This window comes from Serratia sp. ID 25-353 (assembly GCF_054792795.1).
Genome location: NZ_CM139236.1, coordinates 4,448,109 through 4,461,983, shown reverse-complemented (window position 1 = coordinate 4,461,983; position 13,875 = coordinate 4,448,109). Strand labels below are relative to the sequence as shown.

The window sequence follows — 13,875 nt, the reverse complement described above, 5'->3', positions numbered from 1 at the left end:
CGCAGGTCAAATGTGGGCTTAAGATAGATTCTTATCGAATTGATGATGTTTATTTATTTGAAAGATAAGGTGTTTAATGCGTTTTTGCACTATCGTGGGGCAACGCCGATCCCCACAGAAGTGTGAGCTGTCTCACTATAGTGCAACCCCTTAATCTCTGCACCATGCTAGTGCGGGGGTTAATGGCAGAATTTTATTCTATAAGATATTTCTTTGTTGATGTTTGTCACTGTTTTTCACCGCATTGTCATATTGCCGTTAACGGTTGCGCGACGATTAGAATAATTCATCAGAATTATAGTGAATTGATTTGCGTTTATGGTGAATAGTTATGCCTGGTGGCGCCTTGCGGGGAAAGCGTTGATCTCTGTCATCGCGGGAAAAGCCGTTTCTTATTAGCATCGCGGCTTTGAACACAGAGAATCACCAAGATTATGCAGTTGCCGCAATTAGTCAATATGTTTGGCGCAGATCTCCAGCGCCGCTATGGCGAAAAGATCCATAAACTCACGCTGCACGGCGGATTCAGCTGCCCTAACCGCGACGGCACGTTGGGGCGCGGCGGCTGTACGTTTTGCAACGTCGCTTCATTCGCCGATGAGGCGATGCAGCGGCAAAGTATCGCCGAACAGCTGGCGCGGCAGGCCGCGCGGGTCGACCGGGCGCAGCGCTATCTGGCCTATTTCCAGGCCTATACCAGCACCTATGCGGAGGTCGAACTACTGGCGTCGATGTATCGGCAGGCGTTGGCACAGAGCGAGATGGTCGGCCTGTGCGTCGGCACCCGGCCGGATTGCGTGCCGCCCGCCGCATTGGATCTGCTGACGGGATATCGCGAACAGGGTTACGAAGTGTGGCTGGAGCTGGGGCTGCAGACGGCGCAAGATAAAACGCTCAAACGCATCAACCGCGGCCATGATTTCCGCTGCTATCAGCAGACCGCGCAACGGGCTCGGCAGCGCGGGCTGAAGGTGTGCTGCCATCTGATCGTCGGGTTGCCGGGCGAGACCCAGCGCGATCATCTGCTCACGTTGCAGCGGGTGGTGGAGTCCGGCGTGGATGGCATCAAGCTGCATCCGCTGCACGTCGTTACCGGCAGTACCCTGGCCCGCGCGTGGCGAGCCGGGCGTTTGTCCGAACTGGTGCTGGAAGACTACGCCGCCAGCGCCGGGGAGATGATCCGCCACACGCCGGGCGAGGTGGTGTATCACCGCCTGTCCGCCAGCGCCCGTCGGCCCACGCTGCTGGCGCCACTGTGGTGTGAAAACCGCTGGCGCGGCATGCAGGCGGTGGGCGCTTATCTGCAGCAATACGGCGGGCAGGGCAGCGCGCTGGATGAAAAGCGGCGCTACCGCCCCGGAATGCCGCTCTGCAGTGCAATCTTTGCCACACTTCGGCGTTTGCCGCCTTATCTCACCGCTGTTTTACGGTATGATTCAAAAGATTGTGTCTGATGGGAGCCGCTATGAAGCAAATCCGGGTGTTGGCCCAGTACTACGTCGATTTAATGGTGAAACTGGGGTTGGTACGCTTCTCGCTGCTGCTGGCCTCGGCGCTGGTGGTGCTGGCGATGGTGGTGCAGATGGCGGTGACCATGCTGCTGCGCGGCGAAGTGGAAAGCATCGACGTGGTGCGTTCGATCTTCTTCGGCCTGTTGATCACCCCGTGGGCGGTCTACTTCCTCTCGGTAGTGGTGGAGCAACTGGAGGAGTCGCGCCAGCGGCTGGCGCGGCTGGTGGACAAGCTGGAGGAGATGCGCCACCGCGATCTGGAGCTCAATCAGCAGCTTAAGGACAATATCAGCCAACTGAACCAGGAGATCGCCGACCGTATCAAGGCGGAAGAAGAACGCCTGCAGGTGATGGACAAGCTGACGGAAGAGATGGAACAGCGTGAACTGGCGCAGATTGAGCTGGGCCAGCAATCGGCGCTGCTGCGTTCCTTCCTCGATGCCTCGCCGGATCTGGTCTACTACCGCAACGAAGACAAAGAATTTTCCGGCTGCAACCGCGCGATGGAGCTGCTGACCGGTAAGAGCGAGAAGCAGCTGATCGGCCTGACGCCGTTCGACGTCTACGGCCAGGAGATCGCCGAAAAGGTCATTGAAACCGACGAGAAGGTGTTCCGCCACAACGTCTCGCTGACCTACGAACAGTGGCTGGTGTATCCCGATGGCCGCAAGGCCTGTTTCGAGCTGCGCAAGGTCCCGTTTTACGACCGGGTGGGCAAACGCCACGGGCTGATGGGCTTCGGCCGCGATATTACCGAGCGTAAGCGCTACCAGGACGCGCTGGAGAACGCCAGCAGGGAGAAGACCACCTTTATCTCCACGATCAGCCACGAGCTGCGTACGCCGCTTAACGGCATCGTTGGCCTGAGTCGCATCCTGCTTGATACCGAGCTGAACGACGAGCAGTTGAAATACCTGAAGACCATTCACGTCAGCGCCATCACCCTCGGCAATATCTTCAACGACATTATCGAAATGGATAAGCTCGAGCGGCGCAAGGTGCAGCTCGACAACCAGCCGGTGGACTTCACCGGCTTCCTGGCGGATCTGGAGAACCTCTCCGGCCTGCTGGCGCAGCCGAAAGGACTGCAGTTCATCATGGAGCCGCAGACGCCGCTGCCGCAGCAGATCGTGACCGACGGCACGCGCCTGCGGCAGATTTTGTGGAACCTGATCGGCAACGCGGTGAAATTCACCCAGCAGGGGCAAATCGTGGTACGCGTGCGGCGCGAGGCGCAGGAGAAGCTGGTGTTCGAGGTGGAGGATTCGGGCATGGGCATCCCTCAGGACGAGCAGGACAAGATCTTCGCCATGTATTACCAGGTGAAAGATCAGCGCGGTGGCCGCCCGGCTACCGGCACCGGCATCGGGTTGGCGGTCTCCAAGCGGCTGGCGCAGAGCATGGGCGGTGACATCACCGTGCGCAGCGAACAGGGGCACGGTTCTTGCTTCACTCTGACCATCCAGGCGCCGGCGGTGCAGGAAGCCGTCAGCGAGCTACCGGAGGAAGAAGAGCTGCCGTTGCCGGCGCTACATATCCTGCTGGTGGAGGATATCGAACTGAACGTGATCGTGGCGCGCTCGGTGCTGGAGAAATTGGGCAACAGCGTCGAAGTGGCGATGAACGGCCACGATGCGCTGGCAATGTTCGATCCGGACGAGTTCGATCTGGTGCTGCTGGATATCCAACTGCCGGACATGACCGGGCTGGACATCGCCCGGGCGCTGCGCGAACGCTACGCCGGGCAGGTGCTGCCGCCGCTGGTGGCCCTGACCGCCAACGTGCTGAAAGACAAAAAAGAGTATCTCGAGGCGGGCATGGACGATGTGCTGAGCAAGCCGTTGTCGGTGCCGGCGCTGACCCAGGTCATCAAACACTATTGGGATCATCAACCTTCTCACACTTCAAAGAAAACGGAGCACAAGGCGATGCAGATTAATGAGTCGTTACTCGATACCGCGATGCTGGAGCAGTACATGGATCTGGTTGGCCCGCAGCTGATCCACCAAAGCCTGGAGATGTTCGAACAAATGATGCCGGGTTATCTGGCGGTGCTGGACTCCAACATGACGGCGCGCGATCAGAAAGGCATCACCGAGGAAGGTCACAAGATCAAGGGAGCCGCCGGTTCGGTCGGTCTGCGCCATCTGCAGCAGCTGGCGCAGCAGATTCAAACGCCGACGCTGCCGGCCTGGTGGGATAACGTGCAGGATTGGGTGGATGAGCTGAAGCAAGAGTGGCGCAACGATGTGCAGGTACTGCGGGCTTGGGTAGAGAACGCTGAAAAAAAATGACCCCGACCTAAGCCGGGGTGCGCGAATATTGCGCCAACACCAGGGAAATTGTGAACCTGCGTATTGGTTTCAGTGTTCTGGTCGAGCAGGTTGTTGCGAATTCCTAAACATCATACAGCCAACAACATAGCAAATGTAAGCGCTCTTGTTAGAAGATTCATTAAAATGTGTGATGTAGATTAGTGTTTGTCAACTCCGAGCACGAACCAGTTGACAGCGACGACAGGAGTAAGAGTGATGAAAAAGGTGGGTGTAGTCCTCAGCGGCAGCGGCGTTTATGACGGTACGGAGATCCATGAAGCGGTGCTGACGCTGCTGGCGTTGGACCGTGCCGGCGCGCAGGCGGTGTGCTTTGCGCCTGATAAACCACAACGCCATGTTATTAATCACTTATCTGGTGAGGAGATGGCGGAGTCGCGCAATGTCCTGATTGAATCGGCGCGCATTGCCCGCGGCGCGGTGCAGCCGCTGGCGCTGGCGGAGGCCGCGCAGCTGGATGCGCTGATCGTGCCCGGCGGCTTTGGCGCCGCCAAGAACCTCAGCAATTTTGCCGAAGCCGGCGCGGAATGTTGGGTTGATGAAGATTTGGCGCGTCTGACGCGTGAGATGCATAAGGCCAGCAAACCAATTGGCCTGATGTGCATCGCGCCGGCGCTGTTGCCGAAACTGCTGGATCAACAAGCGCGGCTGACCATTGGCAACGATCCGGACCTGGGAGAAGTGATTGACGCCATGGGCGGCGAGCCGGTGATTTGCCCGGTGGACGATATCGTGGTGGACAGCGAACATAAAGTCGTGACCACGCCGGCCTATATGCTGGCGCCGTCGATCGCGCAGGCGGCCCTCGGCATCGATAAGCTGGTGGCGCGGGTGCTGGAACTGGCTGAATGAGAAAATCGCTCGGCGGATGGCGGTGGCTGCGCCCGTGGTATTGGCTGAAGCGCGGGGTCATCGCGATTCTCGGCCTGTGGGTGTTGGGCATTGTGGCCTTCGCCTTCCTGCCGGTGCCGTTTTCCGCCGTGATGGTGGAGAGACAAGTCAGCGCCTGGCTGAGCGGCGACTTCGGCTACGTCGCCCATTCGGACTGGGTGTCGATGGACGACATCTCGCCGCAGATGGCGCTGGCGGTGATGGCGGCTGAGGATCAGAAGTTTCCAGACCATTGGGGCTTCGACGTGGCGGCCATTGAAAAGGCGCTCAGCCACAACGAGAAGCGCCCGACGCGCATCCGCGGTGCGTCCACGCTGTCGCAGCAAACCGCCAAAAACCTGTTTCTGTGGGATGGCCGCAGCTGGCTGCGTAAAGGTCTGGAGGCCGGATTGACGTCGGGCATCGAGCTGGTGTGGACCAAGCGGCGCATTCTGACGGTGTATCTGAACATCGTCGAGTTCGGCGACGGGGTGTTCGGCGTGGAGGAGGCTTCACAGCGCTTTTTCCATAAGCCGGCCAAACGGCTGAGCGCGGCCGAAGCGGCGCTGCTGGCGGCGGTATTGCCGAATCCGCACCGCTTCAGGGCCGATGCGCCGTCCGGCTATGTGGTGCAGCGTCAACAGTGGATCATGCGCCAGATGCGGCAGCTGGGCGGGGAAGGTTTCCTGAAAGAGAACAAGCTGGATTAAGCGGGCGGGAACGGCACGGCGCCGCTCCCGCCAGAGCGGATTACTTCACATAGGTAAAGGCGGTGGTGACGTGCTTCACGCCGCTGACCTGGCTGGCGATCTGCGCCGCCGACTGCCCTTCCTGCTGCGTGACCAGGCCCAGCAAGAACACTTCGCCGTTTTCGGTGGTGACCTTCACGTTGGACGATTTCACCGTATCGCTGGTGAGCAGCTGCGAACGCACCTTGGTGGTGATCCAGGTGTCGGAGGACGCGGTGCTCAGGCTGACCGGCGTGCCCTGACGGATTTCGTTATACACTTCGGTCGTGCCTTCCACGCCCATGGCGATCTGCTTGGCGCGCGCGGTGAGATCGGCGTTAGGCGACTGGCCGGTCAACAGCACTTTGCCCTGATAGGCGGTGGCGACCACTCGGGCGTCTTTCTTCAACTGCTGGTCTTTGCTTAGGGCGCTTTCGACCCTGGCTTCCAGCGTGCCGTCATCCACCTGGGTCCCGACGCTGCGCGGGTCGGTGGCGGTTTTGGTCGCGACGGCCGCACTGCCGACGACGACGCCGGCGATACAGCCTTGCAACAGCAGGGCGCTGGACAGCACTGCAAATGTGGCTTTTAGCTTCATCTCAGTTCCTTAATCGTCCTGGTGGGGGAATAACGTATTGTCTATCAGGTCGCACAGGCAGTTTACGGTCAGCATATGCATTTCCTGAATGCGCGAGCTGCGGTGCGACGGGATGCGGATTTCGACATCCTGCTGGCCGAGCAGCCCGGCCAGCTCGCCGCCGTCGTAGCCGGTGAGCGCGACGATGGTCATATCGCGCGTGACGGCCGCCTCGACCGCTTTCACAATATCACGGCTGTTGCCGCGGGTGGAAATCGCCAGCAGCACGTCGCCGGTGTGCCCGAGCGCGCGCACCTGCTTGGCATACACTTCGTCGTGCAGCCGATCGTTGCTGATCGCCGTCAGCACCACGTTGTCGGCGTTGAGGGCGATGGCCGGCAGGCTGGGGCGCTCGGTTTCAAAACGGTTGATCATGCTGGCGGCAAAGTGCTGCGCGTTGGCCGCCGAGGTGCCGTTGCCGCAGCACAGGATTTTGTTGCCGTTGAGTAAGGATTGAACCAGCGTCATCGCAGCGCGGGAAATGGCGTCCGGCAACGCTTCCGCCGCCGCAATCTGGGTTTGGATGCTTTCGGTAAAACAGGCTTTAATTCTATCCAGCACGTTGTATTAATCCACTAAGTCAAAGGGCCGGTCTGCGCCGCAAAACCCCGATTAATCCGCATTGAAGGCGTTGGGTATCCATTCTAACTGGCTACCGGTAATGGCCAAAACATCAAAACGGCAAGATGATGTGTCAAAACTGGCTCCGCGCCCCGCCAGCCAGACGGCGGCAGCATGCAGCAGCCGCTGTTGTTTGCGAGAGGTGACGCTGGCGGCCGCGCCGCCGAAGGCGTCGTTGCGGCGGTAGCGCACTTCGACGAACACCCAGGTGGCACCGTCGCGCATGATGAGGTCGAGCTCACCGCCGCGCACCGCGACGTTGGCGGCGCAGAAGGTGAGCCCGGCGTGTTCCAGGTGACGGCGGGCCAGTAACTCATAGCCCGCCCCGGAGGCGCGTGGGTTCAAGAGACCGGCACGACCGTGCCCTGACGGTATTGCAGCCAAGGCAGCTTACGGTTGATCACGCAGTTCGGCGACGCGCTCAGCGTACCGGTGGTGCCGGAAACCTGGAAGCCCGGCAGCTGGCGCATTTCAGCAAAGTGGTTGGCCAATGTCCAGGCATCCATTCCCATCGCATACAGGCGCACCAGCGAGTAGTCGTTACGGAAGCGCGCGCTGGCCTGCTGCAACAGCTGAGGGTTTGAGCCGGCCAGCAGCGGGATATCGCTGAACTGCAGGCCTTCCATTTCCAGACGGAAGTCCGGGCCGGCGCCGGCCTGGTAGCTGCGCGAGCTGGCGTACATCGCCGGCTTGCCGCGCGAACTGGTGGCCATGTCGATCATCGGTTTGATCAGCGTCAGCTGGGACTGGGTAGCAACGATATACACCGCGTCGACGCTGCCGCCGGTCGCGGCGGGCACGTCGCTCGGCGGCGCCGGAATGGTTAGCCCGGCGATGGTGACGCTCTGCGGCGCCGGGGCGCTCGACATCGGCGTACCGGTCATGCGGATGCCGCCGCTGTTGACCATTTGGCGCAGCTCGCCGGCGGAGCCGATGTCCTGACGCAGTACGGTTTGCCCGCCTTGCTTCTGCCATTCCTGGTTAAAGGCCTTGGCGACGCGATCGCCGAAGGCGCCGCGCGGGACCAGCAACAGCGGTTGACGCTTCTGCTGTTCCCAGATGTGGCGGGCGGCGTCGCGCGCTTCATCTTCCGGCGACAGGGCGAAGTAACAGATGTTCAGGTTGTCCTTCGGCGTTTCCGGCTGGTTGAGCGCCAGTACGTTCAGCGTGGTGGTGCTGGCGGACAGCTGATCGACGTTCTCTTTCAGCAGCGGGCCGACCACCAGGGTGGCGCCATCCTGCTGCGCCTGGCTCAGCAAGGCGGCCAGCGGCTGGCTGGTGGTGTCGTACACTTTGACCTGCGCGTTGGCGGCCTGCAGCGGCGTTATCGGCGCGCTGGACGGCGCAGCGGGTTGCGCGGCGGTCACGGCAGGCTGGCTCTCTTGCGCCGAAGGGCTGACCGCGCCGTTGGCGTTGATGTCGCCCGTGGCGGCCTGATCGGCCGGCGCCGTTTGGGCCGGCGTGCTGGCCGGTTGTGCGGCTTGAGGCTGCGGCGCCGGCATGGAACCGCCGTTTTTCGCCGCTTCGAAGCCTTGCTGGATGGCGTCGGCGAATACTTTCGCCTGGCCGTTCAACGGCAGCAGCAGGGCGATTTTCGAGGTGGAGGCTTGGGTGAAGTTCAGCACCTGGTTCAGGCGAGCCGGCAGCGTTTTGGCCGCCGGGTTCTTCGGATAACGGTTCTGCCAGTCTTTGATACCGGCCTTCAGCAGATCGGGATCCTGCTTATTGTCCTGATAGACGCGCAGCAGATCCAGCCAGCCTTGCAGCACGTTCTCGTCGGCGTTGATCACCAGGCTGTTCATCTCCTGCGGCGTCAGCTGCAGCAGCGCCTGCCAGGTCTGATCCAGGTTGTCCTGGTGCGGTTTGCCGGTCAGCAACGGCTCCTGAGCGATATAGGCGCGGATCAATGGCAGCGACGCTTTGCCCTGATTGGCGGCGATTTGCGCCTGGTAGTAGCGCACCTTCTGATTCGGCGACAGCGAACCGCTGTCCAGGTGGCCCAGCGTGCTGCGGGCGCTGACGTAGCTTTTGTTGGCGATCTGCAGTTCGGCGGTCAGCAACTGGCGTTCAGTCTGCTGCGCGCCGCTGAGATTTTTCGGCAGTTGACTCAACTGGTCGCCGGCCTGCGGCAGTTTTCCTTCACGCAGCAAGGCGCGAATAGCAAGTAATTGCCAGTCAGCCTTGTTATCATCGCTGCTTTGCTGCAACTGCTGCAGGTAGTAATCGGAGCTGGCGCTCGCTTCGTCCTGTATATTGGCGGGCGGCGTTTGCGGGGCCCGACTTGGACAGCCTGCCAGGAAAAGGGCGGCCGCGATGACTGCAGTAAGTCGGACAGGCTTGGAACGCCCTGCTTTGGTACGAACGAATGTTGAGGAAAGCATACTGTATCCAGTGATGTTTTTTTCAAGATGCTCAATATTAAATCGGCAACCCGGATGAAACAATGAATCAACACCAACAATCAGTCATTTCTGCATCAACGCTGTATGTGGTGCCCACTCCCATCGGCAATCTGGGCGATATCACCCACCGCGCGTTAGAGGTACTGAAAAGCGTTGATCTGATCGCGGCGGAAGACACGCGCCATACCGGATTGCTGTTGCAACACTTCGCGATCAACGCGCGTCTGTTCGCGCTGCACGATCACAACGAACAGCAAAAAGCCGATCAGCTGCTGGCGAAACTGCAGGAAGGCCAGAGCATCGCGCTGGTGTCCGACGCCGGCACGCCGCTGATCAACGATCCCGGTTATCACCTGGTGCGCCGCTGCCGCGAGGCCGGCATTCGCGTGGTGCCACTGCCGGGCGCCTGCGCCGCCACTACCGCGCTGTGCGCCGCGGGCGTTGCTTCCGACCGCTTCTGCTACGAAGGCTTCCTGCCGGCGAAAACCAAGGGGCGCAAGGATACGCTGATGGCGCTGGCGGAGGAACCGCGCACGCTGATTTTCTACGAATCCACTCACCGCCTGCTGGAAAGCCTGCAAGACATGGTCACCGTCTGGGGCCCGCAGCGCTATGTGGTGCTGGCGCGCGAGCTGACCAAAACCTGGGAATCTATCCACGGCGCGCCGGTGGGCGAACTGCTGGCGTGGGTGCAGGAAGATGAAGTGCGCCGCCGTGGCGAGATGGTGCTGATCGTCGAAGGCCACAAGGCGCAGGAGGATGCGCTGCCGCTCGAGGCGCTGCGCACGCTGGCGCTGCTGCAAAAAGAGCTGCCGCTGAAAAAGGCGGCAGCGCTGGCGGCGGAAATCCACGGCGTGAAGAAAAATGCGCTGTATAAGCACGCGCTGGAGCAACAACAGCCGTAAAGCGGTTGACCTGCCGCTGCCGCGACGCTACTATCCGCGCCGGAGTTGACCAGACAGTCGCCGCTTTATTGCCGTCCTCTTCGGGGAGACAGATGGAGGGGAGGAAAGTCCGGGCTCCATAGGGCAGGGTGCCAGGTAACGCCTGGGAGGCGCAAGCCTACGACTAGTGCAACAGAGAGCAAACCGCCGATGGCCCGCGCAAGCGGGATCAGGTAAGGGTGAAAGGGTGCGGTAAGAGCGCACCGCGCGGCTGGCAACAGTTCGTGGCACGGTAAACTCCACCCGGAGCAAGGCCAAATAGGGGTTCACATGGTACGGCCCGTACTGAACCCGGGTAGGCTGCTTGAGCCAGTGAGCGATTGCTGGCCTAGAGGAATGACTGTCCACGACAGAACCCGGCTTACCGGTCAACTCCCTCGACAAAAGAAAACCCCGCGCAACGTCAGTTGCGCGGGGTTTTTCGTTTTCCGGCCGATTTACACCGGCAGGTCAATCAGCAGTGCGCGCAGCGGCGTCTCGGCGCGGATCGTCAGGCGATTCTCCTCGCGCACGAAGGCGCCGTCGCCGCAGGTCAGGCGCTGCGCTTCGTGGCGCTCGCCGGTGGCGGCGATGGTGCCGTGAATCGACTGCAAATAGGCGCGTGGCCCGTTAATCGTCAGCGTTTGTTCTTCGCCCGGCTGCAGATCGAGATGGTGGATCCAAACCTGCTGGCGCAGCTGCAGGCTGCCCTGCGCGCCGTCCGGCGAGGCCAGCAGCAGGTTACCTGCCGCCGGCAGCGTCAGGCGCTGCACCCGCTCGTTGTTACGTTCCGGGCAGGCGTCCAGCCACAGCTGCAGGCGGGTTAGCGGCGTATCGCTGCTGACGTTTTGTTCGCTGTAGCTCAGGCCCGGCTGGGTGGCCAGCAGCAGCGCTTCGCCGGCTTTGGCGCGCGCGGCGTTGCCGTCGCTGTCGCGGTATTCCGCCTCGCCCTGCAGGATCAGGTTCAGGATATCCACGCTGGGATAGGTGCGCGGCTGGAACGACGCGCCCGGCGCCAGCACCTCCTGATTCAGCACCCGCAGCGACGCGTAGCCCATCAGTTTGGGATCGAAGTAGTGACCAAAGGAAAAGGTGTAGCGAGCCTGCAGCCAACCAAAGTCAGCTTGCCCGCATTGTTGTGCTGTTCTGCATGTAATCATGGCAATCGGCTCTCTAAATTCATTATCCAAATGGTAAGCATCTGGACGTCGGATTGTTAGCCAGTTAATCTGGTCGGCATATTCAAATTTCCTGACAGAGGGATGTGATGGCCAGAGATCGGGCGCTCACGCTTGAGGCGCTGAGAGTGATGGACGCGATCGACCGGCGCGGCAGCTTCGCCGCGGCCGCCGACGAACTGGGCCGGGTGCCGTCGGCGCTCAGCTACACCATGCAAAAATTGGAAGAAGAATTGGACGTGGTGCTGTTCGACCGTTCGGGCCACCGCACCAAGTTCACCAATGTGGGGCGCATGTTGCTGGAACGCGGGCGGGTGCTGCTGGAAGCGGCCGACAAGCTGACCACCGACGCCGAGGCGCTGGCGCGCGGTTGGGAAACTCACCTGACCATCGTCAGCGAAGCGCTGTCGCCGCCGAGCCTGCTGTTCCCGCTGGTGGACAAGCTGGCGCTGAAGGCCAACACCCAGGTGTCGATTTTCACCGAGGTGCTGGCGGGCGCCTGGGAGCGGCTGGAGCAGGGGCGCGCCGACATCGTGATCGCGCCGGACATGCATTTTCGCGCGTCGTCGGAGATCAACACCCGCAAACTGTACAAGGTGATGAGCGTTTACGTCGCCGCGCCGGATCATCCTATCCACCAGGAGCCGGAGCCGCTGTCCGAGGTGACCCGCGTGAAATACCGTGGCATCGCGGTGGCGGATACCGCCCGCGAGCGTCCGGTGTTGACCGTGCAGCTGCTGGATAAGCAGCAGCGTCTGACGGTGAGCACCATCGAAGACAAGCGTCTGGCGCTGCTGGCCGGGTTGGGGGTGGCGACCATGCCGTATCCGATGGTGGAGAAAGATATCGAAGCCGGGCGGCTGCGCGTGGTGGGGCCGGAATACAGCCGCGAAGCCGATATCATCATGGCCTGGCGACGCGACAGCATGGGGGAGGCGAAAGCCTGGTTCCTGCGCGAAATTCCGCGCCTGTTCGCGCAGCGCTAACATCGCTTGGATGACATCCCCTTGCCGGGCGGCGAGGGGATTTTTTTTGCCTTAGCCGAAGCGCTGGTCGCGGCCGTGCGGCTCGTCCAGATCCTGCGCCGGCCCGATGGAAATGATGCCGTGCGGGTTGATGGTGGCGTGGCTGCGGTAGTAGTGGTTGCGAATGTGCGGCAGGCTGACCGTTTCGGTGATACCCGGCATCTGGTAGATGTCACGCAGGAAACCGTACAGGTTCAGGTAGTCGCTGATGCGGTGTTTATCGCACTTGAAGTGGGTGACGTACACCGGATCGAAGCGCACCAGCGTGGTCCACAGACGCAGGTCGGCTTCGGTCAGCCGATCGCCGGTCAGGTAGCGGTGTTGCCCCAGGATCTGCTCCAGGCGCTCCAGCGCGTTGAAGACCCCGTTGACCGCGTCGTCATACGCTTCCTGGCTGGTGGCGAAACCGGCCTTGTACACGCCGTTGTTCACTTGATCGTAAACCCAGCCGTTCAGCTCATCGATTTTGCCGCGCAGCTCGGCCGGGTAGTAATCGCCCGCGTGGGCGCCCACGCCGTCAAACGCGCTGTTGAACATGCGGATGATGTCGGCAGATTCGTTGCTGACGATGGTTTGCCGCTGTTTGTCCCACAGCACCGGCACGGTCACGCGCCCGCTGTAGTGCGGATCGGCCCGCAGGTAGATCTGGTACAGGAAGTCGGCGTGATACAGCGGATCGCCGGTGGTTTCAGGAAAATCCTGGCCGAAGGTCCAGCCGTTTTCCAGCATCAGCGGGTGCACCACCGAGACCGGAATGATCTGCTCCAGCCCTTTCAGTTTGCGCATCAGCAGCGTGCGGTGCGCCCAGGGGCAGGCGAGAGAAACATACAGGTGATAACGGCCCGCTTCTGCCTGAAAGCCACCCGTGCCGTGTTCGCCCGGCTGACCGTCGGCGGTCACCCAATTGCGAAACTGAGCGGTTGAACGTTTGAAACGGCCGCCGGTAGATTTCGTGTCATACCAGATGTCTTGCCAAACGCCATCGACGAGTTGTCCCATGGGAATCTCCTTGGTGTCCGAGTTAAAAAACGACAGGGCCCGGCATGCCGGGCCCTGAATGACAGTTTAGATTACCATTTCTTATTCAGAAGACGGTCGATGCTGAAGCCGCCCGGGCCTGCAACCGCCAACACGATGAAACCGCCGGCGATGGTCAGGTTTTTCATGAACATCAGCTGGTTTACGCCTTCTGCAAAGTCAGTGTGGAACAGCAGCGCGGTCAGAATGGTGAAACCGGCAGTGAACAGCGCTACGGTGCGGGTCAGGAAACCGAACAGGATCGCCAGACCGCCGCCAAATTCCAGCAGGATGGTCAGCGGCAGCAAGAAGCCAGGCACGCCCATCGATTGCATGTACTGTTGGGTACCGGCATAAGCGTCACCCATTTTGCCGTAGCCTGCCACGATAAACAGAATTGGCATCAGAATACGAGCAACCAACAAACCTGTATCTTCTAATTTTTTCATCATCTACTCCAAAGTGTTTTTGTGCGCCTGTTCGGCGGTAGTCATATCAACGGGCGGCGTAGCGGGTCTCTTACCCTGTCCGCTCCGTCTCAAATTGATGGAGTGAATGTTAAGCGGGAAGTGCTCAGGTTGTTAGCAAGTAAAACTGTCGTAATTTTTCAAAAAATCTGAATCTTTAGCG

Annotated in this window: 12 protein-coding genes, 1 other RNA gene and 1 pseudogene; 7 read left to right on the top strand and 7 right to left on the bottom strand. The window is 60.8% G+C overall.

The annotated features are described in order from the left end of the window. Window positions 1-434: 434 nt before the first annotated feature. The 4 genes and pseudogenes from mnmL to mtgA form a co-directional block, all read left to right on the top strand. Window positions 435-1,355: pseudogene (gene mnmL, locus ACYF6X_RS21445) on the top strand (tRNA modification radical SAM protein MnmL/YtqA); the annotation flags it as partial. 110 nt (window positions 1,356-1,465) lie between these two features. Next, window positions 1,466-3,805, top strand: a complete 2,340-nt coding sequence (arcB, locus tag ACYF6X_RS21440) for an aerobic respiration two-component sensor histidine kinase ArcB (protein ID WP_130017724.1) — start codon at window positions 1,466-1,468, stop codon at window positions 3,803-3,805. A 237-nt stretch (window positions 3,806-4,042) separates the two neighbouring features. Beyond that, window positions 4,043-4,696, top strand: coding sequence for an isoprenoid biosynthesis glyoxalase ElbB (gene elbB, locus ACYF6X_RS21435; protein WP_130017725.1), 654 nt, complete (start codon window positions 4,043-4,045; stop codon window positions 4,694-4,696). Next, window positions 4,693-5,424 carry a monofunctional biosynthetic peptidoglycan transglycosylase gene (mtgA, locus tag ACYF6X_RS21430; RefSeq protein WP_107227080.1) on the top strand — a complete coding sequence of 244 codons (732 nt, stop codon included), beginning with the start codon at window positions 4,693-4,695 and terminating at the stop codon, window positions 5,422-5,424. The genes elbB and mtgA overlap by 4 nt, the downstream gene beginning before the upstream one ends. A 40-nt stretch (window positions 5,425-5,464) precedes the next feature. On the opposite strand, the gene dolP is transcribed toward mtgA, so the two are convergent. Genes dolP through ACYF6X_RS21410 form a run of 4 tightly spaced genes read right to left on the bottom strand, consistent with a single transcriptional unit; the run spans window position 5,465 to window position 9,081 of the window. Further along, complete coding sequence (dolP, locus tag ACYF6X_RS21425) at window positions 5,465-6,040, bottom strand: division/outer membrane stress-associated lipid-binding lipoprotein (protein ID WP_004937101.1); 576 nt, start codon at window positions 6,038-6,040, stop codon at window positions 5,465-5,467. 9 nt (window positions 6,041-6,049) lie between these two features. Then, the gene (gene diaA, locus ACYF6X_RS21420; RefSeq protein ID WP_063988614.1) at window positions 6,050-6,640 is read right to left on the bottom strand and encodes a DnaA initiator-associating protein DiaA; all 591 of its coding nucleotides are present in this window, start codon (window positions 6,638-6,640) and stop codon (window positions 6,050-6,052) included. 51 nt (window positions 6,641-6,691) lie between these two features. Next, on the bottom strand, window positions 6,692-7,045 hold the full coding sequence (locus ACYF6X_RS21415) for a YraN family protein (protein WP_019453117.1): 354 nt from the start codon (window positions 7,043-7,045) through the stop codon (window positions 6,692-6,694). Continuing rightward, window positions 7,042-9,081 (bottom strand): penicillin-binding protein activator, encoded by a 2,040-nt coding sequence (locus tag ACYF6X_RS21410; RefSeq protein WP_130017726.1) that lies wholly within the window; start codon window positions 9,079-9,081, stop codon window positions 7,042-7,044. The genes ACYF6X_RS21415 and ACYF6X_RS21410 overlap by 4 nt, the downstream gene beginning before the upstream one ends. A 62-nt stretch (window positions 9,082-9,143) precedes the next feature. On the opposite strand from ACYF6X_RS21410, the gene rsmI reads away from it, so the two are divergent. Continuing rightward, complete coding sequence (rsmI, locus tag ACYF6X_RS21405) at window positions 9,144-10,007, top strand: 16S rRNA (cytidine(1402)-2'-O)-methyltransferase (RefSeq protein ID WP_004937108.1); 864 nt, start codon at window positions 9,144-9,146, stop codon at window positions 10,005-10,007. Window positions 10,008-10,048: 41 nt separating this feature from the next. After that, window positions 10,049-10,426, top strand: an RNA gene (gene rnpB, locus ACYF6X_RS21400) — RNase P RNA component class A. Between the two features lie 57 nt (window positions 10,427-10,483). Here the strand turns inward: rnpB and ACYF6X_RS21395 are convergent. Beyond that, complete coding sequence (locus ACYF6X_RS21395) at window positions 10,484-11,185, bottom strand: pirin family protein (RefSeq protein ID WP_060424694.1); 702 nt, start codon at window positions 11,183-11,185, stop codon at window positions 10,484-10,486. A gap of 107 nt (window positions 11,186-11,292) precedes the next feature. Between ACYF6X_RS21395 and ACYF6X_RS21390 the strand changes: the two genes are divergently transcribed. After that, complete coding sequence (locus ACYF6X_RS21390) at window positions 11,293-12,189, top strand: LysR family transcriptional regulator (RefSeq protein ID WP_004937113.1); 897 nt, start codon at window positions 11,293-11,295, stop codon at window positions 12,187-12,189. A gap of 51 nt (window positions 12,190-12,240) precedes the next feature. Here the strand turns inward: ACYF6X_RS21390 and ACYF6X_RS21385 are convergent, their stop codons facing one another. Then, window positions 12,241-13,227 (bottom strand): glutathione S-transferase family protein, encoded by a 987-nt coding sequence (locus ACYF6X_RS21385; RefSeq protein WP_130017727.1) that lies wholly within the window; start codon window positions 13,225-13,227, stop codon window positions 12,241-12,243. Between the two features lie 71 nt (window positions 13,228-13,298). Beyond that, entirely contained in the window at window positions 13,299-13,694 is a 396-nt protein-coding gene (locus tag ACYF6X_RS21380; RefSeq protein WP_004937119.1) for a DoxX family protein, read from the bottom strand. Between the last annotated feature and the right edge of the window lie 181 nt (window positions 13,695-13,875).

What these genes read in the sequence shown, in the direction of transcription:
- arcB (WP_130017724.1), top strand. Translation starts at nt 1,466, where the DNA reads ATGAAGCAAATCCGGGTGTTGGCCCAGTACTACGTCGATTTAATGGTG.
- elbB (WP_130017725.1), top strand. Translation starts at nt 4,043, where the DNA reads ATGAAAAAGGTGGGTGTAGTCCTCAGCGGCAGCGGCGTTTATGACGGT.
- mtgA (WP_107227080.1), top strand. Translation starts at nt 4,693, where the DNA reads ATGAGAAAATCGCTCGGCGGATGGCGGTGGCTGCGCCCGTGGTATTGG.
- dolP (WP_004937101.1), bottom strand. Translation starts at nt 6,040, where the DNA reads ATGAAGCTAAAAGCCACATTTGCAGTGCTGTCCAGCGCCCTGCTGTTG.
- ACYF6X_RS21410 (WP_130017726.1), bottom strand. Translation starts at nt 9,081, where the DNA reads ATGCTTTCCTCAACATTCGTTCGTACCAAAGCAGGGCGTTCCAAGCCT.
- rsmI (WP_004937108.1), top strand. Translation starts at nt 9,144, where the DNA reads ATGAATCAACACCAACAATCAGTCATTTCTGCATCAACGCTGTATGTG.
- ACYF6X_RS21395 (WP_060424694.1), bottom strand. Translation starts at nt 11,185, where the DNA reads ATGATTACATGCAGAACAGCACAACAATGCGGGCAAGCTGACTTTGGT.
- ACYF6X_RS21390 (WP_004937113.1), top strand. Translation starts at nt 11,293, where the DNA reads ATGGCCAGAGATCGGGCGCTCACGCTTGAGGCGCTGAGAGTGATGGAC.
- ACYF6X_RS21385 (WP_130017727.1), bottom strand. Translation starts at nt 13,227, where the DNA reads ATGGGACAACTCGTCGATGGCGTTTGGCAAGACATCTGGTATGACACG.
- ACYF6X_RS21380 (WP_004937119.1), bottom strand. Translation starts at nt 13,694, where the DNA reads ATGAAAAAATTAGAAGATACAGGTTTGTTGGTTGCTCGTATTCTGATG.